A 21626-nucleotide genomic window follows, 5' to 3' on the forward strand; every position below is an offset into this window, starting at 1 on the left:
CCCCGGCGTGCCGCCGTACGGCGTCAGGGCAGCGCGGCGGCGACCCTGAGATCGGAGAGGAAACCGGTGTAGGCGGTTTCCCTGTCCGGGGCACGCAGGATCGCCGACGGGTGCACGGTCGCGACGTAGTAGCTGCCCTCCGCCCGGGGGAGGGCCTGGCCGCGCTGCCGGGTCACTCTGAAGGACGGCCCGAGCAGCGCACGCCCGGCCGTGGCGCCGAGGATCACCGTCACCGCCGGATCGACCAGGCGCATCTCGGCGTCGAGCCACGGATGGCACGCGTCGATCTCCGCCGCGGTGGGCTTCTGGTGGATCCGGCGCTTGCCCCTCGGCTGGAACTTGAAGTGCTTGACGGCGTTTGTCACGTAGACGGCGTCACGGTCGATGCCGGCCTCCTCCAGGGCCCGGTCGAGCACGCGGCCCGCGGGCCCCACGAACGGGGCCCCCTGGCGGTCCTCCTGATCTCCCGGTTCCTCGCCCACGAGCATGAAGCGCGCGTCGGGAACGCCATCACCGAAGACCGTCTGCGTGGCGTTCAGATAGAGGTCACAGCCCTCGCAGCGGCGGGCGGCCTCGCGGAGCGCGGGCAGGCTGATCTCCTCTGGAAGAAATCGTTCCGCACCGATGTTTGCCATCCCATGTCGCTTCCCCAATAGGGTCGGCTGCGAACACATCGGAAGCTCGTAGCATCGATTACAGGACGGGAGGAACGTTGACCGCACACGGCCTGATCGATACCACCGAGATGTACCTCCGGACGATCTTCGAGCTCGAGGAGGAGGGCATCGTTCCGCTGCGCGCCCGCATCGCGGAGCGGCTGCAGCAGAGTGGCCCCACCGTCAGCCAGACGGTCGCGCGGATGGAGCGTGACGGTCTTGTCAAGGTGGAGGGTGATCGGCATCTGAGCATGACCGATCTCGGGCGCACCCTGGCCATCCGGGTCATGCGCAAGCACCGGCTCGCCGAGTGCCTGCTGACCCAGGTGATCGGACTGCCCTGGGAAGAGGTCCACATCGAGGCGTGCCGCTGGGAGCACGTGATGTCGGAGTCGGTGGAGACACGCCTGGTCGGACTCCTTGACAACCCGACCACGTGCCCTCATGGAAATCCCATCCCCGGGCTCGGGGAGCTCGGCGTGGACGAGTCCGCCTCGGTCAAGGAAGAGCGGATCATCTCCATGATCGATCTGGCGGGGCCCCGGGAGATACCCGTTGTAGTGCGTCGAATTAGCGAACAAGTGCAAAGTGATCCCGCCGTGATGCTTAAACTCAAGCAAGTTGGGATACAACCCGGACGCGAGGTGACGCTCGCGGCGAGCGACGACGGTGTACGGGTGACGGGTGACGGTGAAGCGGACAGCAACCTTGCGGAACTTCCGCGCGACGTCGCCGCGCACGTCTTCGTCACGAGACGATGACCGAAAGCGTTCGTTGAGTCCCAGCAGGGAGCCCCTCCTCTCCCGTCAGAACCCAGCCTCTGTTCAGGCAGGAGCGCCAGTGGTCCGCTTTGCGAACACCCGCCCCCAAGGGGTGATCGGATGAAACGTTGGGGGGACCTCTCGCAGGACAGCGCCGACCATCTCACCGCCGGTTCCGTGCTGGACCAGGCCGAGATGGCGGTCGTCGTCACCGATCGGTTCAGCAACGTCCTCTACTGGAATCCGTTCGCCGAGCGGTTGTTCGGCAGGCCGGGTGGCGAGGAGGGGAAGGAGTCGCTCCTCTCCCTCGGGATCACCGAGAAGGATCACCCGCTGACCGCCGAGCTCGCGAAGAGCGTGCTGAAGGGCGGCGTCTGGGAGGGCACCTTCGACATCGTCCGGGCCGACGGCACGATGATCTACGTGCGAGCCCAGGCCGTCCCGCTCCGGCATCCGTCCGGCTCGGTCACCGGTGTCGTCATCACCGCGCGCGAGGCCATGCGCAGCAACGAGCGCGAGAAGGACCGGTTCGGCCTCCTCGAGCGCATCGGCGAGCGGCTGGCCGGCTCCCTGTACGTCGAGGAGACGCTCAACCGGGTCGCGGAGATGCTGGTCCCGCAGTTCGCGGACCACTGCTTCATCGAGCTGGTCGAGGGGGACCGGCTGATCCGCAAGGTCTCCACCCACGTCAACGGCTGGGCACCGCCCCCGGAGTCGTGGCTGCCCGTCGGCGGAGAGATCAGGTACCCCTCCGGCCACTACGCCGACTCGGCGCTGCGCCGCCAGGAGACCATCCTCATCGAGGACTTCTCGCAGGTCAGCTATCCCGCGCCGAGCGAGGCGTCGGCCCGCATCTGCGGCGAGATCGGGATGACCTCCGCCATCGTGGCGCCGCTGTGCGTCCGTGGCGAGACGCTCGGCCTGATGTACCTCGGCCTGTCGAACCTCACCGACAGGCGCTCGCCCCACTATGACACGTTCGACCGTGACTTCGTCGGCGCGATCGCCACCAGGGTGGCGCTGGCCGTCGACAACGCCCTCCTGTTCGAGGAGGAGCGGCACACCGCCGAGTCCTTCCAGAAGCACCTGCTGCCGCGTGAGCTGCCCTCGCTCGACGGGCTGGAGATCGCGGTCCGCTACTACCCGGCGGCTCCGCTCGCGTCGCACGGCCAGGGCATCCAGACCCAGGTCGGCGGCGACTGGTACGACGTGATCCCGCTGTCCGCCGGCCGGGTCGGCATCGTCATCGGCGACGTCGAGGGGCGCGGGGCCAAGGCCGCCGCCGTCATGGGGCAGCTCCGGGCCGCGCTGCGCGCCTTCGCGCAGGACGACAAGCCGCCCGCCGACATCCTCGCCCGCCTCGACGAGTGGACCAGGATCGTCGCCGCTCCGGAGCGCGACGACTTCGGCGAGGACATCACCAACCCGCCGATCGTCACCTGCCAGTACCTCGTCTACGACGCCTGGTCCCGGCAGCTCTCCTTCGCCAACGCCGGTCACGCGCCGCCGCTGCTGATCGTCGACGGCAACGTGACCGAACTGGACATCACCGAGGTGGGCCAGCCGCTCGGCGTCCACGCCAAGGGCGTGCACGCCGACCTGGTCTACAAGGAGGAGACCCGCGTCCTCCCGCCGGGCGCGGCTCTGCTGCTCTACACCGACGGCCTGGTCGACCGGCGGCCCGCCCGCGACTCCGAGGAACCGCCGCCGAGCGAGGACGAGACGCTGCGGATCCTCTGCGACAAGGTCGCCAAGATCGCCGGGGACACGGTCGAGCGCATCGCCGACGCGGCGACCGTCGCCATTCCCGGTGAGATCGACGACGACATGGCGATCCTGGTGATCCGCTCAGTCGGCGCCGAGCTGCAGTTCGAGGAGCAGACGTTCCCCGCCCAGCCGATCATGGTGGGTGAGGCGCGCCGCATGGCGTCCGTCGCGTTCGAGCGCTGGCAGGTCCCCGACGAGCGCGCCGAGCTCGCCTGCCTGCTGGTCTCCGAGGTCGTCACCAACGTGGTCCTGCACGCGGCCAGCGCCAGCGTGCCGCGTCGTGACCTGATCATGGACGGCCCGCCGTTGCCGTTCGACGAGTCGTGGGACGTGCCGGGCTTCGAGGACGAGGTCGTCAGCGACAAGGAGTTCACGCTCCGGCTGCGCCGTGGCGAGGAGTCCGTCTGGGTCGAGGTGTTCGACCAGGACCTGCGGCTGCCCCGCATCCGCAGCGCCGGCGAGAACGACGAGGGCGGCCGTGGCCTCTATCTCGTCGACCAGCTCGCCAAGCGCTGGGGGTCCCGCCCGACCAGGGAGGGCAAGGCGGTCTGGTTCGAGATTCCGGTGGGCGGCCGCTGAGCCATCCTGTACGGCCCGGCCCCCGGGTGCTTGACTCGCAGATATGGAGTTGACGTACGAACGCCGGGGGACGGGGCCGCCCCTCGTCCTGCTGCACGGAATCGGTCATCACTGGCAGGCATGGTCGCCCGTCATGGACCTGCTGGCCGAACGGCACGATGTGATCGCGGTGGACTTTCCCGGATTCGGGGCCTCGCCGCCGTTCCCACCGGAAACGCCGTACAACGCGGAGACGGCCGCCTTCGCGATCGAGGAGTTCTGGGATCGGCTCGGCCTCTCGCAGCCGCATGTGGCAGGCAACTCGCTGGGCGGTTATGTGGCGCTCGACATGGCCTCCCGTGGTGTCGTCCGTTCGGCAGTCGCGTTCTCGCCCGCCGGATTCTGGTCCAGGAGCGAGTGCCTCTACGCGCGTACGGCGTTGCGTGCCCTGCGGAAGGCGGCGACCGCCACGTCCGAGGGGACGGCCGCCGCGTTGATGTCGTCCGCCGTGGGACGCAGGGCCTCCTTGGGACTGCTCGTGGCCAACCCCGACGGGATGGCCGACGAGGAGGTGCTGCTGGGCACCCAGGCGCTGCGGAACTCGGCCGGGTTCGACGAGATGCTGGAGTCGTTCGCGTGGATGGCCCCTCCCGCGCCCCCGAAGGTGCCGATCACGATCGCCTGGGGTGATCACGACCGGCTCCTGCCGCGGCGCCAGGCCGTACGCGCGGGGCGTTGGGCGCAGCAGCGCGTCAAGCTGCTCGCGGGCTGCGGTCATGTGCCGATGAGCGACGACCCTTCGCTGGTCGCCCGGATCATCCTGGAGACCACGAGCGGCTGACCGGTGCCACGGCCCGATGCGCACGCGGCCTCGTCAGCCTCGTCAGCCTCGTCGGCCTCGCAGTACGGCCATCGCGCCCGCGCTCGCGGAGAAAGCACCGCATACTGGTCGACATGGACGCCGGACTCATCCTGCTGGTCTTCCTGGCCTTCCTGTTCGCGTGGTTGCTCAACCGGGTGCGCAGGTTCTTCCGGCTCGGCGCGATCGGATACGCGGGCGTGATGATCGTGTTCGTGCTCGCGATGCTGCTCATCTGGGGCCAGACTCTCCGCTGACCGTCATGAGCCGGCTTCGCCCCGTGAGCCGCCTTCCCCGAGGTGCGGCTAGAAGCCGAAGGAACGGCCGATGATCTCCTTCATGATCTCGGTCGTGCCGCCGTAGATCGTCTGGACGCGGCTGTCGAGCCATGCCTTGGCGACCGGGTACTCCGTCATGTAGCCGTAGCCGCCGTGGAGTTGCAGGCACCGGTCGATGACCTTGTTCTGCAGCTCGGTGGTCCACCATTTGGCCTTCGCCGCGTCCACGACCGAGAGCTCGCGGCGGTTCAGCGTGGTGACGCACTTGTCCACGTAGTGCCGGGCGATCTCGACCTCGGTGGCCAGCTCCGCCAGCACGAAGCGGGTGTTCTGGAAGGAGCCGATGTTCCGGCCGAACGCCGTCCGGTTCTTGCAGTACTCGATGGTCGTCTCAAGGACGGCCTCCGCCGAGGCGACCGCGGCGACGGCGATGGACAGGCGCTCCTGCGGCAGGTTGTTCATGAGCTGGATGAAGCCCTGCCCGTCGGCGTCGCCGAGGCGGTTGGCGACCGGAACCCGGACGCCGTCGAAGAACAGTTCGGCGGTGTCCTGCGCGTGCATGCCGATCTTTTCGAGGTTGCGGCCCCGGGTGAAGCCCTCCATGCCGCGTTCGACCACGAGCAGCGTGGTGCCGCGGGCTCCGGCCGCCGGGTCCGTCTTGGTCACGACCACGACGAGGTCGGAGTTGATGCCGTTGGTGATGAACGTCTTCTGGCCGTTGACCACGTAGTGGTCGCCCTCGCGTACGGCGGTGGTGCGGATGCCCTGCAGGTCGCTGCCCGCGCCGGGCTCGGTCATGGCGACCGCCGTGATCAGCTCGCCGGACGCGAAGCCGGGCAGCCAGCGGCGCTTCTGCTCGTCGTTCGTCAGATCGACGAAGTACGGTGCCATGACGTCGTTGTGGAGGGAGAAGCCGAGCCCGCTCGCGCCGATCCTGATGATCTCCTCGACGACGACGGCGTTGTAGCGGAAGTCGGTGATCCCGGCTCCGCCGTACTCCTCGGGGACGGAGAAGCCGAACATGCCGAGCTCTCCGGCCTTCTTCCAGACCTCTCGCGGGACGATGCCGTCCTTCTCCCACTGGGGGTGATGAGGCGCCACCTCGCGGACCAGGAACTCACGGACGGTCTCACGGAAGAGAAGGTGCTCTTCCTCGAAGAGGTCGCGCTGCATCGGACACGCCTTCCGGGCCGGGGACATCTCGCCCGGCCAGAATACGATTCTGTTACTCGTAGGTACACAGTCCTGGCCCCGTTTTCGGGCCGGCCGAAGACGCGCACGCAGAGCGCCGGGTGAACGATCTCCTCGTTCATCCGGAGCGCTCCTGCTTCCACGGTGTCGTTCGGGTCAGTCGCCCGTCGCCCCTTCGAGGTCCCGCGCCTGGTCCAGCCAGGTGGTGAACAGGTCGGCGTCGACGTCGGACAGGGCGCGGAGCTTCACGCTCGCCATCGCCCGCGCGCCGGTTTCGAGGCGGCCGGACGGGTCGGTGATCTCCTGCCCCCGCCAGAACCCGAAGGTCACATAGCTGGAGTAGGCCTTGATGTAGCAGACCGGGGACTTGCCCGGGGCCGGGCCGAGGCTCCACACCGGGTGCCCGTGCCAGACCGCACCGGTCCCCGGCAGCGCCTTCTCGATGAGCGGCAGGAGTTCGTCGGTGATCTGGCGCTGGGACTCGGGGAGGGAGGCGAGGTAGTCCTCGATGGTGGCGAACGCGGTCATGTCGATGTCCTTGCTTCCTGTGAGATGGGTTCGGGCCTGCGGGTGTGGGGTGTGCCCCGGTACGGGGAGGTTCAGAGGCCGCGGCGGTAGCGGACGGCGACCGTCGAGACCCAGAGCATCGCGGGGATGACGCCGACGGCCAGGGTCAGCGAGCCGGCCGTGCCGCCGCTCATCGCCCAGCCGTCGCCGAGCAGGAGCGCGGTGCCGGCGACGCGGGAGGCGACGGCGTGGCCGCGGTTCCCGGTGCGGCCGAAGTGGTGGCCCAGGACGTAGCAGGCGGCGATCAAGGAGATGAAGGCGATCGAGCCTGCGGCCATGTGGCCGTAGCTGTGCCAGGTGAGCGCCTCGGGCATCCCGTAGGGAGTGCCGGAGGGGAAGCCGTCGGCCGGGTCCATGACGAAGATCCCCGCGGCGATCATGCCGATGCCGTAGAGCGTGACCAGCCGTGGTGCCCACCTGCCTCCGGGGGTGCCGTGCAGCGCGCGGCGCAGGCCGACCGCTCCGGCGACGGTCAGAACGCCGGAGACCAGGAAGTTGGTGATCTGCAGCCAGCCGAGGGAGCCGTTGCTCAGCGCGCTCAACGGGTGCCGCGTCAGGTCGAAGCCCTCGCGGGTGGCGGCCTGGGCCAGGGAGACGATCGCCCACAGGGGCGCCGCGACGGCCGCGCACGTGAGCAGGGAGCGGGTCGAGGCGGCCGTGGTGGTGGCTGCGGTGGCGCTGGCGGCGGGGGTGGCGGATGTCTGGATGGCGGTCATGGCCGGTGCCTCTCTCGGGTTCGTCTTCGGTTCTCGCTCACACGTCGATCCGGCCATGTGACAGGGAATGACCCTCGTTCCCTGTCGTATGAGAACGTTCGACGCGTAGGCAGAGCCCAGGACAAGAAGGAGAAGACCCATGCGCTACCTGATGACGACCAAGCCCACCGACGCCGCCCCCGACGAGAAGCTGTACGCCGAGATGGCCGCATTCATCGAGGAGATGACGGCGGCGGGCGTCCTGCTGGCCACCGGCGGGCTGGAGCCCGGCGGGATCCGCGTGACGTCCTCCGGTGACACGATCACGGTGACCGACGGGCCGTTCGCCGAGGCCAAGGAGGCGGTGGCCGGCTTCGCGCTGGTCGAGGTCCGCTCCAAGGAGGAGGCGATCGAGCTGACCCGCCGGTTCCGCGCGATCGTCGGTGACGGCGAGAGCGTGATCCAGCAGGTCTTCGGTCCCTGAGCCGCGGCCCCTGATCCGATGACGGGACCTCCCCGGTTTGCGAACGAGCCGGGGCGGTGCTGTCATCGTGTCGTGACGGACGCCCATCGCGTGATCGATGCGGTCTGGAAACTCGAGTCGGCGAGGATCGTCGCCGGGCTCACGCGGATGGTGCACGACGTCGGCCTGGCCGAGGAACTCGCCCAGGACGCGCTCGTCGCCGCGCTCGAACAGTGGCCGGAGTCGGGGATTCCGGACAACCCCGGCGCCTGGCTGACGGCCATCGCCAAGCGCCGCGCCGTCGACCACATCCGGCGCTCCCAGCGTCTCGAGCGCAAGCACGAGCAGCTCGCCCACGATCTGGAACAGCAGCGGGACCCTGAGCGGGACGACGTCCTGCGGCTGATGTTCATCTCCTGCCATCCGGCGCTGCCGACCGAGGCGCGGGTCGCGCTGACGCTCCGGCTCCTCGGCGGTCTCACGGCCGAGGAGATCGCACGGGCGTTCCTCGTCAGCGAGCAGCGGATCATCCAGCGCATCGCCGGGGCGAAGCGGACGCTGGCCGAGGAGCGGGTGCCGTTCGAGCTGCCGGACGGATCGGAGTTGGCCGAGCGCCTGTCGTCGGTGCTCGAAGTCATCTATCTGATCTTCAACGAGGGATATTCGGCGACGTCCGGGGATGACCTGATGCGGCCGGGACTCTGCCTCGAAGCGCTGCGGCTGGGCCGGATGCTGGCCGAGCTGGCGCCGCACGAGGCCGAAGTGCACGGGCTGGTCGCGCTGATGGAGATCCAGTCGTCCCGCTCTGCCGCGCGGACCGGGCCCTCGGGTGAGCCCGTCCAACTGCACGAGCAGAACCGGGGGCGCTGGGACCAGTTGCTCATCCGTCGTGGCTTCACCGCGATGCTCCGCGCGCGGGAGGTCGGTGGCACGCCCGGTCCGTACGTGCTGCAGGCGGCGATCGCCGTGTGCCACGCGCAGGCACGGACCGCCGAGGACACCGACTGGGCGCAGATCGCGGCCCTGTACGAGGCGCTGGCCCGGCTGCTGCCGACACCGATCGTGCAGCTCAACCGGGCGGTGGCGGTCGGGATGGCGCACGGGCCGCAGGAGGGGCTCGCCCTGGTCGACTCGTTGATCGCCGATCCCGCGTTGCGGGACTACCACCTTCTTCCCGGCGTCCGGGGCGATCTCCTGGTCCGGCTGGGGCGGCACGCGGAGGCGCGGCTGGAGTTCGAGCGGGGCGCGTCTCTCGCCAGGAACGTCGCCGAGCGCGCCTTCCTGCGGCGTCGTGCGGACGAGATCACCGTCACCGGCTCGCCGGGTGCCACCCTCGGGCAGGCCGCGCGCGACTTCCTGGCACGCGACGATCTGGACGCCGTGACGATCCGCTCGTACGGGCAGACCCTGCGGCGCATGTGCCTGACATTGGGTGAACACATGCCGCTGGCGTCCCTGACGGCCGACCAGGTGGCGCGGGTGTTCGCGACGGCCTGGGACGAGGCCGCGGCGAAGACGTGGAACCGGCATCGGTCGGCCGTCCGGTCGTTCGGAGCCTGGGCGTCCATGGACCTCGCGACGGGCCTTGACCGCCGCGCGGAGACCCGTCCCCGGGCCGAGACGATCGGGTCGGCACAGCTCGACGCGCTGTGGAGCCGTCCCGACCTGCCTTTGCGCGAGCGGACCCTGTGGCGGCTGTTGCACGAGTCGGCGGCGGCGGTGACGGCCGTGCTGTCCCTGAACGTCGAGCACCTCGACCTGGACGACCGCCGGGCCCGCGCGGGCGATGCCTGGGTGAGCTGGCGCTCCGGGACCGCCCGGCTTCTCCCTCACCTGCTGGCGGGCCGGACCCGGGGCCCGCTGTTCCTCGCCGATCGGCGGCCCGGGCCGTCCCGCATGCCCGCGGCGGCCGACCTGTGCCCGGATACGGGCCGCGGCCGCCTGTCGTACGAACGGGCCGAGTACCTCTTCAAGCAGGCCACCAAGTCCCTGGACCCGGCGGGCGGCGGCTACACCCTGCGGCAGCTCAAGCCCCGCGCCTGATCGCCGGTCGGCCGAGGGTGTGCGTACGACGTTCGAGGTCGGGGAGCGTTCGGGAGTAGACGGCCGGTTCGAGGCGGATCATCGGGCGGGAGGCGCCGCGAATGATCAATTCTGGGCTTCCGGATTACAAGTACGCCAACTTTCGGCTTTTCGTCCTCCTTGGGAACTGTTGAAACCCATAAGATCTACCTTCGGTTTGCTATGGGCTGCATGGGATGCGGCTTTCGTGATCGGAGCGTGCGGTGGATCGCTGGGGAACAGGTCTCCGGAGGACTGTGGCCGCCTCAGTTCTGGGCTTGGCGGGAGCGGCGGCGATCGTGGTTCCGTCGATGTCCGCGGGCGCGAGCACCGCTGAGCTGGTCGTCGACTACGCCTGTACCGGTGGAGTCGCGGGGACGGGCTCGGGCGTGGTGAATCTCCGCACGAAAGTCACCATTCCCACGACGCTGAACGTCGGCGACCCGCTCAACATCGGGTGGGACCTCAATTACAAGGACGTGACCAGGTTCGGAGCACCCGCCTTGCTGCCCAACGGCGGCAAGATCGAGGTGACCGGCAACGTCCAGCTCTCGGGAGCATGGGAAGGCGTGCTCAAGCCGATGGGCAACGTGGACCAGGAGGCGCCGCTGGTGAAGGGCAGCCCCCTGAAGCTCCCCGAGGGAATCTCCGATTTCGCGCACACGGACCGAGTCGGCGTGGTCAAGGTCACGCCCCGCAAGCTCTTCGTGGACTTCCGGCCGCCGGCGTCCGAGATCATGGTCAACGACGACGATCCGGGGATCACGTACAGCGCTGACTGGGACGATCACAACGACCAACTGAGCCAGAACAACGACTACCACCTGGACCTGCACCGGACGACGAAGGCCGGCGCCTGGGCCAGTTACACCTTCACCGGAACCGGGGTCGAGTACGTCGCCCAGAAAGACCAGCGTGCGGGGCCGGTGGACATTTTCATCGACGGCGTCGCGGGCACCCCGCCGAGGATCGACCCCTCGAAGAACGACGACGGCACGCAGGTGAACGACGCCAACAAGGGCGGGCAGACCCTGTGGCGTTTCCGCGGGCTCCCATACGGCCAGCACACCATTACGGTCACCAACGTCGAAGACGGCAAGTGGGGGCAGCTCGACGCCTTCCGTGTGATCACCAGAGAGCTGGTCAACCCGCCGAAGGAATATCGCGCCGAGTGCAACCTCGTCAGCGCACCCGTGTCGGTGAACGTCAATATCGGCGAGGGCGGAACCGCCCCGACATCGCCGGGCGGCTCGCAGTCGGCGGATCCCTCGGACAGTGGCAACCCCTCGGGGAGTCCCTCGACGAGTCCCTCGGCCACCGCGTCGGGCTCGACGACTCCGACGCCCGGGAACAGCTCGTCTCCGCCCACGACGGGCAACGGCTCCACCTCCACTCCGACGGACAGCAAGCTGACGAGCGTCGTCGTTCTGGGCAGTCCGACGCCGACGGCGACGACGACGATCACGTTGCCGGCCACGACGCCGACCGCGGCGCAGGTGAAGGTCACACCGAAGGGTGGGGCCCAGACCGGAGAGGCTCCGGAGACCTCGCGTGCCTCCGCCGCACTGCTCATCGGCTCCGGCGGCGCCATGGTGATCGGCGGAGTTTTCAGCGGAATCGTGCTTCTGCGCAGGCGGGCGGCACATGCCAATGACCGGTCGCGGACGGTTTGAGGGGACTGACGGAGATGAACTCGACTCCTGACGCGCACGACGACAAGCCCCAGCCCGGCGACGGACCCGCCGGTACGGCCGCGCCCGACGGTGCCACCTCGCCCGTTACCGGGCAGGCCCCCGCGGAGCAGCCGGGCACGGCCGCCGGTTCCTCCGGCGATACGGGCACGGCCGGGGGCAGCGCCCAGGTCGCCCCCGGGCAGCCTTCTCCCGGGCAGGTCCCCGCAGGTCAGGTCCCGCCGGCGCAGGTCGCCCCGCAGGTCGGCGGGGTGCCCGGCGTACCGGTTCAGATGGGGGCTGTCCCAGCCGCTCCGGTCGCTCCGGTCGCTCCGGTCGTGAAGACGCGCAAGCCGCTGCCTCAGCCTGTTCTCGCCACGCTGCTGGTGGGCGGGTCGTTCGGCGGTATCGCGGCCATCATGGCGGGGCTGCTCGCCGTACTGTCGCCCGCGCCGGAGGACGTCCAGGGGAGCAAGCCGGTCCCCGGCGGAGAGGTGGCACTTCAGGGAGCGGGCACGTTCCTTCCGCCGACCGTGGGGCCCGGCGGTCCGGGCACGGCCCTGACGGCCGCCGCGCCGACCGCGCCTCCGCCGCTTCCCGCGCTCCAGCCGCTGCCCCCGTTGACGATCACGACGGCGCCCGCGTCGGCTGCCTCGACCAAGGTCAAGAAGGCGGCCTCCGCCAAGCCGGTCAAGATTCGCATCCCGGCGATCGGCGTCTACGCCACCGTCGGTTCTGTCGGGGTGGCGAAGTCGGGCGAGATCGGGACGCCGCCGCTGAGCCGTCCCAGCCTCGCGGCGTGGTATCGGCTCGGACCGGCGCCCGGCGAACTGGGCCCGGCCGTGATCCTCGGCCACGTGAACACCCGTACCGGCTCCGCCGTCTTCAACCGGCTCCGCGAGCTGAAGCGCGGCAACAAGATCGAGGTTCGCCGGGCCGACGGCAAGAGCGCGATCTTCACGGTCGACGGTGTCGAGCAGGTGGGCAAGACGACGTTTCCGACGAACCGTGTCTACGGCAACGTCTCCACCGCCGCGCTCCGGCTGATCACGTGTGGTGGCGCCTACAACGCCAAGAACCACAGCTACACGGACAACATCGTGGTGTACGCGACCATGACCGGCACCCGCAACGCGAAGTAGCCGGTGGGGGACTCCGGGACGTCCCACTCGCCTCGGGCGGCGAGGGTTCCCGCTCGCAAGGCGGCGGACGAACCTACCGCCGCCGCAGCGAGGCCGTCATCGGTGTTCCGGTCACGGACCTCGCGGCTACGGGTGGCATCGGTGGGTGCCGCGGGTGTCGGCGAAAGCCGCACGTGTGGCGAACCAAGGTTGGTTCTCGCAGGCGCTGATCAGCCGCGGTGTAGCACCACATAGCCTTCGCTTTTGAAGACAACCTGGTAGCCGAGGCCGATCAGCTCGTCCACCCGCTCTTGCTGTCTCGTCGGCGAGCCCCACGGAAATGCGCCCCGGACGGCGTCGGCCACGATCCATGGGGCCTTGGGGGGTTTGTCCTCCCACAGCAGGACCGTCGTCCGGGCGGACAGATGCGGTCCGACGTGGTTGACGGCCTCGACGACCACCCCGGACGGGACGGCCGCGACCGCCTGCTCCGCGGCGGCCACGTCGGGATGCTTTTCGTAGAAGTCCGGCCTGATGAGCTGGTCGAACGGGAACCGGGGCACCAGCGTGAGCGAGATCGCGCAGGCGCCTGCCGCCCACATCAGTGACGCGGTGCGCTCGCTGAGGTCGGGCCGGCGGCGCCGTGACCAGCGGATCAGCCTGGAGGCCCCGTCGACACCGGCGCACAACAGAATGATCACCGTGAAGGCGCTGTGATGAAAGTCGGTGACCCACCAGTGTGCGCGGTCCGACAGCATGCGCTCCAGGAGGTGTGGCAGTGCCATCAGCATCAGCGGCGAGAACAGGCAGGTCAGCAGGGCGGGCCACAGCAGGAACGCAAGCGTGTCGACCTTGATCTGAGGGCTGAAGAAGGTGCCGAGGACGCTGAGCGGATCGGTGAGCGCCTTGACGGCCACGGCCGACACGCTGCTGCCGAGCTGACTGTAGGCCCAATACATGCCGGGGTCGCCGCCGACGGACGGTATGAAGATGCTGCGGGCGAAGCCGGTGTAGAGCATGCCGATGCCCATGTACATGATCCCGGTGTGGCGCCGCCCCTGTAGTGCGACGTATCCGCCGAAACCAACGACCATGAGCCCCATGTCCTCTTTGACCAGGAGCAGTGCGGCTGCGGCAAGCGCGGTGGTTGTGTATCTGCCCGCGCTGAACCGTTCGATCATGACGGCGGTGAGCAGTGGGGCGAAGGCGACCTCGTGGAAGTCGAAGTTCACCGCCTGGGCGACGGGCCAGGAGACGGCGTAGGCGACGACGACGAGATAGGCGGGGCTGGTGCCGAGCACGCGCCGGGTGAACAGCCACAGGGGCGGTATCGCCAGCGCGAACAGAACGGCCTGAGCCACGATGAGGGTCTCGGGTCCGTCATGCAGCCAGTACAGCGGGGCCAGGACCGCCAGGATGGGTGAGAAGTGCTCGCCCAGTTGCACGAAATCCATGCCCCGGTCGAGTGTCTCCCCGCGTAGTGGGCTCGTCGGAGCGCTGAACGAGGCGAATCCCCGCACCATCTGGTCGAACAGCGTCAGGTCCATGCTGGTCGCCCGGTACATGTAGAACCTGACCAGCCCCAGAAGGCAGTAGACACCGGTGGCGGCGAGGACGACGGCTGTCAGGGCGATCACGTTCCGAGAGCGTGTCGTCGGCGAAAGCGCTGCGGCGACGGCTTGTAGGGCTCCAGTTCGGCGACGCTGAGAGGTTCCGGCTTCCTGCGCCGTGCGCTCTGTGGCACTGGGCGATAAGCCCATGTGTGATCCTCCCTGCGGCGCTCGATACAGAAAGCTGCCGCGGGGTGGAGCCGACGGCGGTGATGCACGGTCGAGGCCGACGGCACCCGTTCCGTGAGGCCGATCAAAGCTAGCACCTTGGATATCGCCGCGAAAGCGAGAAATCGGATGCCTGGTTGGGAAACGGCGAATCGAGTCCACGCCCGTGACCCCGTCCTTCAGAGGGTCGGTGGCGTGGGCGAGGCTGTCACTTCCGGAGCGCTGATGGTGTGGGCGATCTCGTTGTCGCCATGACGAAGCCACCTTGATCGAGCCGCACAACTTCGACCGGGCCCACCTCGGCCACCCACAGATCCGGCTGTGCGCGTACCCATGCCCAGCGGGCCCGAGTAGGGAGCTGATGTAGCGGGGCCACCAGGTGGTTTCGCATCGCGAGGACGACATGCTGCTACGCAGCACCGGCAAGTGAGCCGTGTCTCGCGATAGGGTTCCTTGACCGTGTTTCCCTACAAATGGGGCGATTCCCAGGGAGAGTTCATAAGATCTCTACCTAACTGAGACGCTAGACCGGGATTCTGGTACGTCTGGTAAAGCCGCGACCGAAACCGACCCACGGGAGTGAAGGAAGTGCTGAAGTCAAAGGCACGGCGTCGTATCGCCACGAAAGCCGCCGCCGGAGTAGCCAGCGCAGCCGTCCTCGTCGGCGCCCTCTCGGCCGTCAGTGCGCTCGCGGACAGCAAGCCGGTGACGTACAAATGCACCCCGAAGACGGGGGAAGCCGACGCCGTCACCCATGACTTCACCGTCAGCCTGACGTCATCGGTGGCGACCGCGACCGTCGGAACGCAGTTCCTCGCCACGTTGAGCATCACCCCCGGCACCACATCCACATCCGAGTTCGGGGCTCCGGAGGAGATCCCAGCAGGCGCGTGGATCCAGGTGCAACCCTCGGTCGTGGCCTCGGTGAGCCCGGCTACGGGGATCGTGGCGATGTCCACGCCCTCGCCCTCCACATCGGTGACCGCAACGGTGGAGAAGGGGGCGACCTTCGGACCGCTACCCGCGGCGACGGTGACCATCACCCCGTCCACGGGTGCCTCATCGATCGTCCTCACCGCCAGGGACTTCAAGCTGAACGTGCTGAAGGCCGGCGCGGCGGGCACCGCAGCTACCTCGGAGCTGCTCTACAGCTGTGCGATCGCGACGACGGATGGAGCCAAGTCGGCGCCGGCCGTGGCGACGATCGCGGTGGTGACCGCCAGTGCGAGCGCGTCGTCCAGCTCGTCAACGACGCCGACTCCGTCCACGTCGGCGTCGAGCCCCACGCCGTTGCCGACGCACACCGTCTACAAGACCGTGACGGCGAAGCCGTCCAAGGACACCCAGGTCAAGAAGACGCCCGGAGGCGGCGCCGCGACCGGAGGAGGCGCGGACGCGGGACCGGACGGGCGAATGTTCGTGCTCACGGGAACCGCGCTGGTCCTGGCGGCGGCCACCGGCGGACTCATGCTGCGCTCCCGGCGTCGTGCCGCGCAGCGGTGAGGTGCGGCAGTGACCACGCCGCCACCGGGGCAGTATCCGCCCGGCCAGCCGGTTCCGCCCTACGGCGCCCCCGTCCATCCGCAGCCGGTGTACGGCCAGCCGGTGTTCCACGCGGCGCCGGTCGTCTATCCCCAGGCGTACCAGGAGCCTGAGCCGCCGCCGCAGCCGCAGGGCGGCGGCGCGTCGGCCATGCGTGGCGTGCTGATCCTGGCCGCCGTCGCGGGCGTCATCACCGTGATCATCGGCGTGTTCTTCATCCTGGGCTCGCCCGACGAGTACGCGCCACCGGCCCGTCAAACGCTGAAGATCAAGGGTGCCGAGGGGCTGGTGCCCTCGGTCGGTCCCGGCGGTACGGGGCAGCCGCTGACGCAGGCCGTCGCCACCGCGCCTCCGCCCGCGCCCACCCTGCCACCGGCTGCCGCGATGCAGCCGTCCTCGCCGCGTCGGCTGATCGTCCCCAGACTCGGGATCAACGCGCCGATCAAGTCCGTGGGCACGGACAAGAGCGGCGCCATCGAGACGCCGCCGATCAGCAACCACAACCTCGTCGGGTGGTACCGCGGCGGCCCCACGGCGGGGGAGCCCGGTCCCGCGGTGATGCTGGGGCACAAGGACACCACGACGCGCAGCGCCGTCTTCACCCGGCTGCACGAGATCCAGTACGGCGACACGATCGAGGTCGTCCGGATGGACGGCACGGTGGCGGTCTTCACGGTCGGCGGCGTCGAGCAGGCGAACAAGCAGACCTTCCCGACCGATCGGGTCTACGGCTCGCGGGAGAACGCCGAGCTGCGCCTGATCACCTGTGGCGGGTCGTACAACCGCAACACGGGCCACTACGTGGACAACGTGATCGTGTACGCCACCATGACCAGCACCCGGCTCGCCTCGGACTGAGCGGCCCGAAGGCCAAGGGCATCCCGTATCGGCTGATCGGTGATGTCCGTGGCGGGTAGGTGTCCGGGAAGCCGGCCGATCCAACGCGCTGGGTATGCCGGATATATCCGCGATCGGTTCTCATACCAGGACAAGCGCCGACGAAAGTTCTGTTGTAGCCTCCTGGTAACCGAACAATGCTCGGTTTCCTGTGGGAGGCACTGTGGCAGAGGCGTACATCGTCGGGGCGGTCCGCACCCCGGTCGGCAAGAAGAAGGGCGGGCTGTCGACGGTCCACCCCACGGACCTTGCCGCGCACACGCTCCAGGCGCTGGTCGATCGCACCGGCGTCGATCCGTCCGCCGTCGACGACGTGATCATGGGCTGCGTCATGCAGTTCGGTCCCCAGTCGATGGACATCGCGCGCAACGCCTGGCTGTCGGCCGGACTGCCGGAGAACGTCGCCGGAGTCACCATCGATCGCCAGTGCGGCTCGTCGCAGCAGGCGATCCACTTCGCCGCGCAGGGGATCCTGTCGGGCACGCAGGACCTCGTCGTCGCCGCCGGTGTGGAGTCGATGTCGATCGTCCCCATGGGGTCGAGCATCACCGCCGCGCTGGAGAAGGGCATGCCCTTCCCCTTCGGCGACAAGTGGGTCGAACGGTACGGCAAGCAGGAGATCTCGCAGTTCCGCGGCGCGGAGCTGATGTGCGAAAAGTGGGACCTGAGCCGCGACGAGCTGGAGCGGTTCGCCTACGAGAGCCACCAGCGGGCCGCGAAGGCGATCGCCAACGGGCACTTCAAGGACCAGATCGCCCCGGTCAACGGCGTTGAGAACGACGAGGGCCCCCGCCCGGACACCACCCTGGAGAAGATGGGCGAGCTCAAGACCCTGCGCGAGGGCGGGCGGATCACCGCGGCGACCTCGTCGCAGATCTCCGACGGCTCCGGCGCCGTGCTGATCGCCTCCGAGCAGGCGGTACGTGATCATGGCCTGGTGCCCCGGGCCCGGATCGTCACCCTCGCGCTCACCGGTGACGACCCCGTCTACATGCTGACGGCGCCGATCCCGGCGACGAGGAAGGCCCTGGCCAAGGCCGGGCTGAGCATCGACGACATCGACGCCATCGAGATCAACGAGGCGTTCGCCCCGGTGCCGCTCGCGTGGCTCAAGGAGATCGGCGCGGATCCCGCCAGAACCAACCCGAACGGCGGGGCCATCGCCCTCGGTCACCCCCTGGGCGGCACCGGCGCGATCCTGATGACGAAGCTGCTGCACGAGCTCGAGCGCACCGGCGGCCGGTACGGCCTGCAGACGATGTGCGAGGGCGGCGGTCAGGCCAACGTGACGATCATCGAGCGCCTCTGAGATCACTCGCCCGGGACGGAGGCCACGCCGTCCCGGGTGATCCGCCCGGTACGGCCCCGCCGTACGGACGGGAACGGAAAGGGCACCCCGGCCGGGGTGCCCTTTCTCATGGACGCGGGAGTGGAGGCTCGCCCGCTACTTGGGGCGCGGCAGCCTGCGCGGCATCTGCGCCGGTCGTACCGGCCGCGCCGGGATGGGCATCTGGCGCGGCGGCAGGTTGCGCTGGGGCTGAGGGGTATGCGGGAGGGTCTTCCCGCCGCGCTTCTTGGACGCGCGTACACGCATGTGAGATCTCCTTGGCAAGAACGGGAACGCGGCACGAAGTGCCGTCACTCAGCTGCCGCGTCGAAAGGACAGGGCCGAGGGGCGCGCGCGTGGGGCGCCCCGGGATGCCGCGTCAGGCGCGGCTCACGGCGAGCGGGCTGAGATCGCGAGCGATCAGATGATCAGCGGTCGCGGTAGAGAAGAATCCACACACGGGGACCGTAACAAGGCGGGCCTTCCGGTTCCAACAGGTTTTCCGGGCGGCGGAAGGCCGCCCCGGCGACGCCGGGACGGCCCTCGTACGGCGGGCTGCTCCTGGCTAGGGGATGTCGCGGTGGACGTCCTTCGCGGTCGCCTTCCCCGGCGTGGCGGGCGCGATCCACGGACCGTCCGTCGACGGGTCGAGGATGCCGTCCTCGACGAAGGCGTAGCGGCCGGCGAGGATCCGGCGCGTGAGCCGTACGTCGGTGGCGTCGGAGTTGACCCACAACCGCGTGAACAGCTCGTCCGCGCGGAGCCGCGCCTGACGGCAGAACGTGTCCGCGATCTCCAGCGCGCCGCGCCCGTGCCTGGCCGCGTCCTCCTGGGCGCGGATGCAGACCGCGGTCATCGCGAACAGCTCCGACCCGATGTCGACGATCCGGGACAGGAAGCCCTGACGGTGCTCCAGCTTCCCCTGCCAGCGCGACATGCCGTAGAAGGTGGACCTGGCGAGCTTGCGGCTGGTCCGCTCCACGTAGCGCAGGTGGTGGGCGAGCGGCCCGAACTCGGAGTAGGAGTTCGGCAACTGTCCGGCTCCGGCCACCAGGCCGGGGAGCCAGCGGGCGTAGAACGCGCCCGCCTTGGTCGCGGCCCGGCCCTTGGCCCGCAGGTCGGCCTTCGGGTCGATGAGGTCCCCGGCGACCGAGAGGTGCGCGTCCACGGCCTCGCGGGCGATGAGCAGATGCATGATCTCGGTGGATCCCTCGAAGATGCGGTTGATCCGCAGGTCACGCAACATCTGCTCGGCGGGCACGCCGCGCTCGCCGCGGGCCTGAAGAGACTCGGCGGTCTCGTAACCTCGTCCGCCCCTGATCTGGACGAGCTCGTCCACGATCTGCCAGGCCATCTCCGAGCCGTACAGCTTGGCCAGGGCGGCCTCGATCCTGATGTCGTTGCTCTCGTCGTCGGCCAGCCGGCCGGCGAGGTCGACCACGGCCTCCACGGCGTACGCGGTGGCGGTGATGAAGGAGATCTTGCGCGCCACGGCCTCGTGCTCGCCGATCGGGCGGCCCCACTGGACGCGCTCCGCGCCCCACTCCCGGGCGATCTTGGCGGCCCACTTGGCGGCGCCCGCGCAGGTCGCGGGCAGCGACAGGCGTCCGGTGTTCAGCGTCGTGAGGGCGATCTTCAGGCCCTGTCCCTCGCGGCCGATGAGATTCTCCGCCGGGACCCTGACCTTGTGGAAGCGGGTCACGCCGTTCTCGATGCCGCGCAGGCCCATGAACGCGTTCCGGTGCTCGACGGTGATGCCGGGGGCGTCGGCCTCGACGACGAACGCGGAGATCCGGGTGCCCGTCCTGGCCATGACGACGAGCAGGTCGGCCACGACCCCGTTGGTCGTCCACAGCTTGACCCCGTCGAGGACGTACGCGTCGCCGTCGCGTACGGCGGTCGTCGCCAGCCGGGCCGGGTCTGATCCCACATCCGGCTCTGTCAGGAGAAAAGCTGATATTTCACCTTGTGCGCATCGGGGCAGGAAACGCTGCTTCTGCTCCGGTGTCCCGAACAGCCTGAGCGGCTGCGGCACGCCGATCGACTGGTGCGCCGACAACAACGCCGCCAGCGCGGGAGAGTAGGACGCGACCAGCATCAGCGCCCGGCAGTAGTACAGGTGGCTCAGCCCGAGCCCGCCGTACTGCTCGTCGATCGTCATCCCGAACGCGCCGACCGCGCGCAGCCCCTTGACCACCTCGTCGGGAATGACCGCGGAACGCTCGATGACCGAAGGGTCGACACTGTCGCGCAGGAAGGTGGTGAGCGTCTGGAGGAACCGCTCGCCCTTCCTTGTCTGCTGCTCGCTGAGCTGCGGCGCGGGATGGACGAGATCCAGCCGGAAACGCCCGAGAAACAGCTCCTTGCCGAAACTCGGGCGGGCCCACTCCGTCTCGCGGGCCTGCTCGGCCACCTCGCGTGCCTTGGCGTATTCGGTCATCACGACCTCCTGAGGCAGTGGATGCCGTGGTGCTACCCGCGAGTAGCCCCTGAAACCCCCAGGAAACGGACAAGTCCGGGACGGCGACGGACCGGAGCCGTCATGAAACGGCAGACGGGACGGCTAGCTGTGACCCCTAACGCGGAACGCGGGCGACGCAGAAGACGGTCTGGCCGAAAGGAGGCCGGACGAACCGCTCGATGAACCGCGTCGCAGGGACGACCGTCCGGTCATAGATCTTGACCAGCCGGGGGTCGGGGTACCCCACCCCGCCACGCCGTACGGCGGCCCACCAGGCGATGCCGCCCAGGAAGTTGATCGGCTTGAGCACCTGCGGCCTGAGCCCGGCGGCGACGACCGTCCTGCCCAGTGTCGAGGGGGTGTACCGGGTGACGTGGCCGACCTTGCGGTCGAAGTCCCCGTACAACTGCATGTAGCCGGGCACCCAGATGACGATCCGCCCGCCCGGCGCGGTGACCTTGGCCAGCGAGCGCAGCGCCTCGACGTCATCCTCGATGTGCTCGAGGACGTTCATCATGATCACCGTGTCGACGGGCTCCTCCAGCGGGATCTCCGTCGGCAGGCCGAACTGGAGCACGGAGATGTCGTCGCGCTCGGCGAAGCGCTTGTTGAGCTGCTCGACGCAATAAGGGTCGAAGTCGCTCACCACGAGCCGGTCGAGCCGCGGGAGGAACTGCTCCGCGAAGTGCCCGAGACCCGATCCGATCTCCAGCATCGAGCGGCCGACGTGCGGCGCGACCATGTCGAACTCGTACTGCCGGTAGTTCTTGGCCTCGTCCCCACCGAGGTGGTTCTCCAGAGCCTCGTCTCCGGCCGCCGGCTGGACTACACGGTCATACCCAGACATACAATCCTCGTTCGCGCGTGCTGGCAGTGGCGCCGAGTCTAGTGCCCGCCTCGTACGGCGGATTCCCGTTCCCGTATGGCAACCGGTGAAACGCCCGTTCCCGTGCGCGATGCCGGGGTTACCATTC

The 21626-nt window shown here is 69.1% G+C and carries 18 protein-coding genes and 2 pseudogenes; 12 read left to right on the forward strand and 8 right to left on the reverse strand.

Features of this window, described 5'->3' with window-relative positions:
- Positions 1 to 23 precede the first annotated feature (23 nt).
- Positions 24 to 635, reverse strand: a complete 612-nt coding sequence (locus AB0I59_RS00470) for a UdgX family uracil-DNA binding protein (RefSeq protein WP_061253177.1) — start codon at positions 633 to 635, stop codon at positions 24 to 26.
- Between the two features lie 77 nt (positions 636 to 712).
- On the opposite strand from AB0I59_RS00470, the gene AB0I59_RS00475 reads away from it, so the two are divergent.
- From AB0I59_RS00475 to AB0I59_RS00490, 4 genes are all read left to right on the forward strand, one after another.
- The gene (locus tag AB0I59_RS00475; protein WP_358128581.1) at positions 713 to 1417 is read left to right on the forward strand and encodes an iron-dependent transcriptional repressor DtxR; all 705 of its coding nucleotides are present in this window, start codon (positions 713 to 715) and stop codon (positions 1415 to 1417) included.
- A gap of 120 nt (positions 1418 to 1537) precedes the next feature.
- The gene (locus AB0I59_RS00480) at positions 1538 to 3763 is read left to right on the forward strand and encodes an ATP-binding SpoIIE family protein phosphatase (RefSeq protein ID WP_061253179.1); all 2226 of its coding nucleotides are present in this window, start codon (positions 1538 to 1540) and stop codon (positions 3761 to 3763) included.
- 43 nt (positions 3764 to 3806) lie between these two features.
- Positions 3807 to 4583 (forward strand): alpha/beta fold hydrolase, encoded by a 777-nt coding sequence (locus tag AB0I59_RS00485; RefSeq protein ID WP_061253180.1) that lies wholly within the window; start codon positions 3807 to 3809, stop codon positions 4581 to 4583.
- A gap of 113 nt (positions 4584 to 4696) precedes the next feature.
- The gene (locus tag AB0I59_RS00490) at positions 4697 to 4858 is read left to right on the forward strand and encodes a hypothetical protein (RefSeq protein ID WP_358128585.1); all 162 of its coding nucleotides are present in this window, start codon (positions 4697 to 4699) and stop codon (positions 4856 to 4858) included.
- Between the two features lie 48 nt (positions 4859 to 4906).
- Here the strand turns inward: AB0I59_RS00490 and AB0I59_RS00495 are convergent, their stop codons facing one another.
- From AB0I59_RS00495 to AB0I59_RS00505, 3 genes are all read right to left on the reverse strand, one after another.
- On the reverse strand, positions 4907 to 6052 hold the full coding sequence (locus tag AB0I59_RS00495) for an acyl-CoA dehydrogenase family protein (RefSeq protein ID WP_358128588.1): 1146 nt from the start codon (positions 6050 to 6052) through the stop codon (positions 4907 to 4909).
- 174 nt (positions 6053 to 6226) lie between these two features.
- The gene (locus tag AB0I59_RS00500) at positions 6227 to 6598 is read right to left on the reverse strand and encodes a DUF1801 domain-containing protein (RefSeq protein WP_358128591.1); all 372 of its coding nucleotides are present in this window, start codon (positions 6596 to 6598) and stop codon (positions 6227 to 6229) included.
- A 71-nt stretch (positions 6599 to 6669) separates the two neighbouring features.
- The gene (locus tag AB0I59_RS00505) at positions 6670 to 7353 is read right to left on the reverse strand and encodes a DUF998 domain-containing protein (RefSeq protein WP_358128593.1); all 684 of its coding nucleotides are present in this window, start codon (positions 7351 to 7353) and stop codon (positions 6670 to 6672) included.
- Between the two features lie 139 nt (positions 7354 to 7492).
- On the opposite strand from AB0I59_RS00505, the gene AB0I59_RS00510 reads away from it, so the two are divergent.
- From AB0I59_RS00510 to AB0I59_RS00525, 5 genes and pseudogenes are all read left to right on the forward strand, one after another.
- Positions 7493 to 7816, forward strand: a complete 324-nt coding sequence (locus tag AB0I59_RS00510) for a YciI family protein (RefSeq protein WP_358128596.1) — start codon at positions 7493 to 7495, stop codon at positions 7814 to 7816.
- An 18-nt stretch (positions 7817 to 7834) separates the two neighbouring features.
- Positions 7835 to 9091, forward strand: a pseudogene (locus AB0I59_RS42065) (RNA polymerase sigma factor); the annotation flags it as partial.
- Between the two features lie 144 nt (positions 9092 to 9235).
- Positions 9236 to 9838: pseudogene (locus tag AB0I59_RS42070) on the forward strand (site-specific integrase); the annotation flags it as partial.
- A 275-nt stretch (positions 9839 to 10113) separates the two neighbouring features.
- Positions 10114 to 11529, forward strand: a complete 1416-nt coding sequence (locus AB0I59_RS00520; protein WP_358128602.1) for a hypothetical protein — start codon at positions 10114 to 10116, stop codon at positions 11527 to 11529.
- A gap of 14 nt (positions 11530 to 11543) precedes the next feature.
- Positions 11544 to 12668 (forward strand): class F sortase, encoded by a 1125-nt coding sequence (locus AB0I59_RS00525; RefSeq protein ID WP_061253187.1) that lies wholly within the window; start codon positions 11544 to 11546, stop codon positions 12666 to 12668.
- Positions 12669 to 12877: 209 nt separating this feature from the next.
- On the opposite strand, the gene AB0I59_RS00530 is transcribed toward AB0I59_RS00525, so the two are convergent.
- Positions 12878 to 14284: a DUF2079 domain-containing protein gene (locus tag AB0I59_RS00530; protein WP_358128605.1), complete on the reverse strand. Its 1407-nt coding sequence runs from the start codon at positions 14282 to 14284 to the stop codon at positions 12878 to 12880.
- Positions 14285 to 15013: 729 nt separating this feature from the next.
- On the opposite strand from AB0I59_RS00530, the gene AB0I59_RS00535 reads away from it, so the two are divergent.
- The 3 genes from AB0I59_RS00535 to AB0I59_RS00545 all read left to right on the forward strand — a co-directional run bounded on the left by AB0I59_RS00535 (position 15014) and on the right by AB0I59_RS00545 (position 18173).
- Positions 15014 to 15928, forward strand: coding sequence for a hypothetical protein (locus tag AB0I59_RS00535; protein ID WP_358128607.1), 915 nt, complete (start codon positions 15014 to 15016; stop codon positions 15926 to 15928).
- 9 nt (positions 15929 to 15937) lie between these two features.
- Positions 15938 to 16825, forward strand: coding sequence for a class F sortase (locus tag AB0I59_RS00540; protein ID WP_358128610.1), 888 nt, complete (start codon positions 15938 to 15940; stop codon positions 16823 to 16825).
- Between the two features lie 202 nt (positions 16826 to 17027).
- On the forward strand, positions 17028 to 18173 hold the full coding sequence (locus tag AB0I59_RS00545) for an acetyl-CoA C-acetyltransferase (protein WP_061253191.1): 1146 nt from the start codon (positions 17028 to 17030) through the stop codon (positions 18171 to 18173).
- A gap of 135 nt (positions 18174 to 18308) precedes the next feature.
- On the opposite strand, the gene AB0I59_RS00550 is transcribed toward AB0I59_RS00545, so the two are convergent.
- The 3 genes from AB0I59_RS00550 to AB0I59_RS00560 form a co-directional block, all read right to left on the reverse strand.
- Positions 18309 to 18458 carry a hypothetical protein gene (locus AB0I59_RS00550; protein WP_358128612.1) on the reverse strand — a complete coding sequence of 50 codons (150 nt, stop codon included), beginning with the start codon at positions 18456 to 18458 and terminating at the stop codon, positions 18309 to 18311.
- Positions 18459 to 18756: 298 nt separating this feature from the next.
- Positions 18757 to 20631: an acyl-CoA dehydrogenase family protein gene (locus tag AB0I59_RS00555; protein ID WP_061253192.1), complete on the reverse strand. Its 1875-nt coding sequence runs from the start codon at positions 20629 to 20631 to the stop codon at positions 18757 to 18759.
- A 136-nt stretch (positions 20632 to 20767) separates the two neighbouring features.
- Entirely contained in the window at positions 20768 to 21499 is a 732-nt protein-coding gene (locus AB0I59_RS00560; protein ID WP_061253193.1) for a class I SAM-dependent methyltransferase, read from the reverse strand.
- Between the last annotated feature and the right edge of the window lie 127 nt (positions 21500 to 21626).

Source organism: Microtetraspora glauca (assembly GCF_040656155.1).
Classification (GTDB): domain Bacteria; phylum Actinomycetota; class Actinomycetes; order Streptosporangiales; family Streptosporangiaceae; genus Microtetraspora; species Microtetraspora glauca.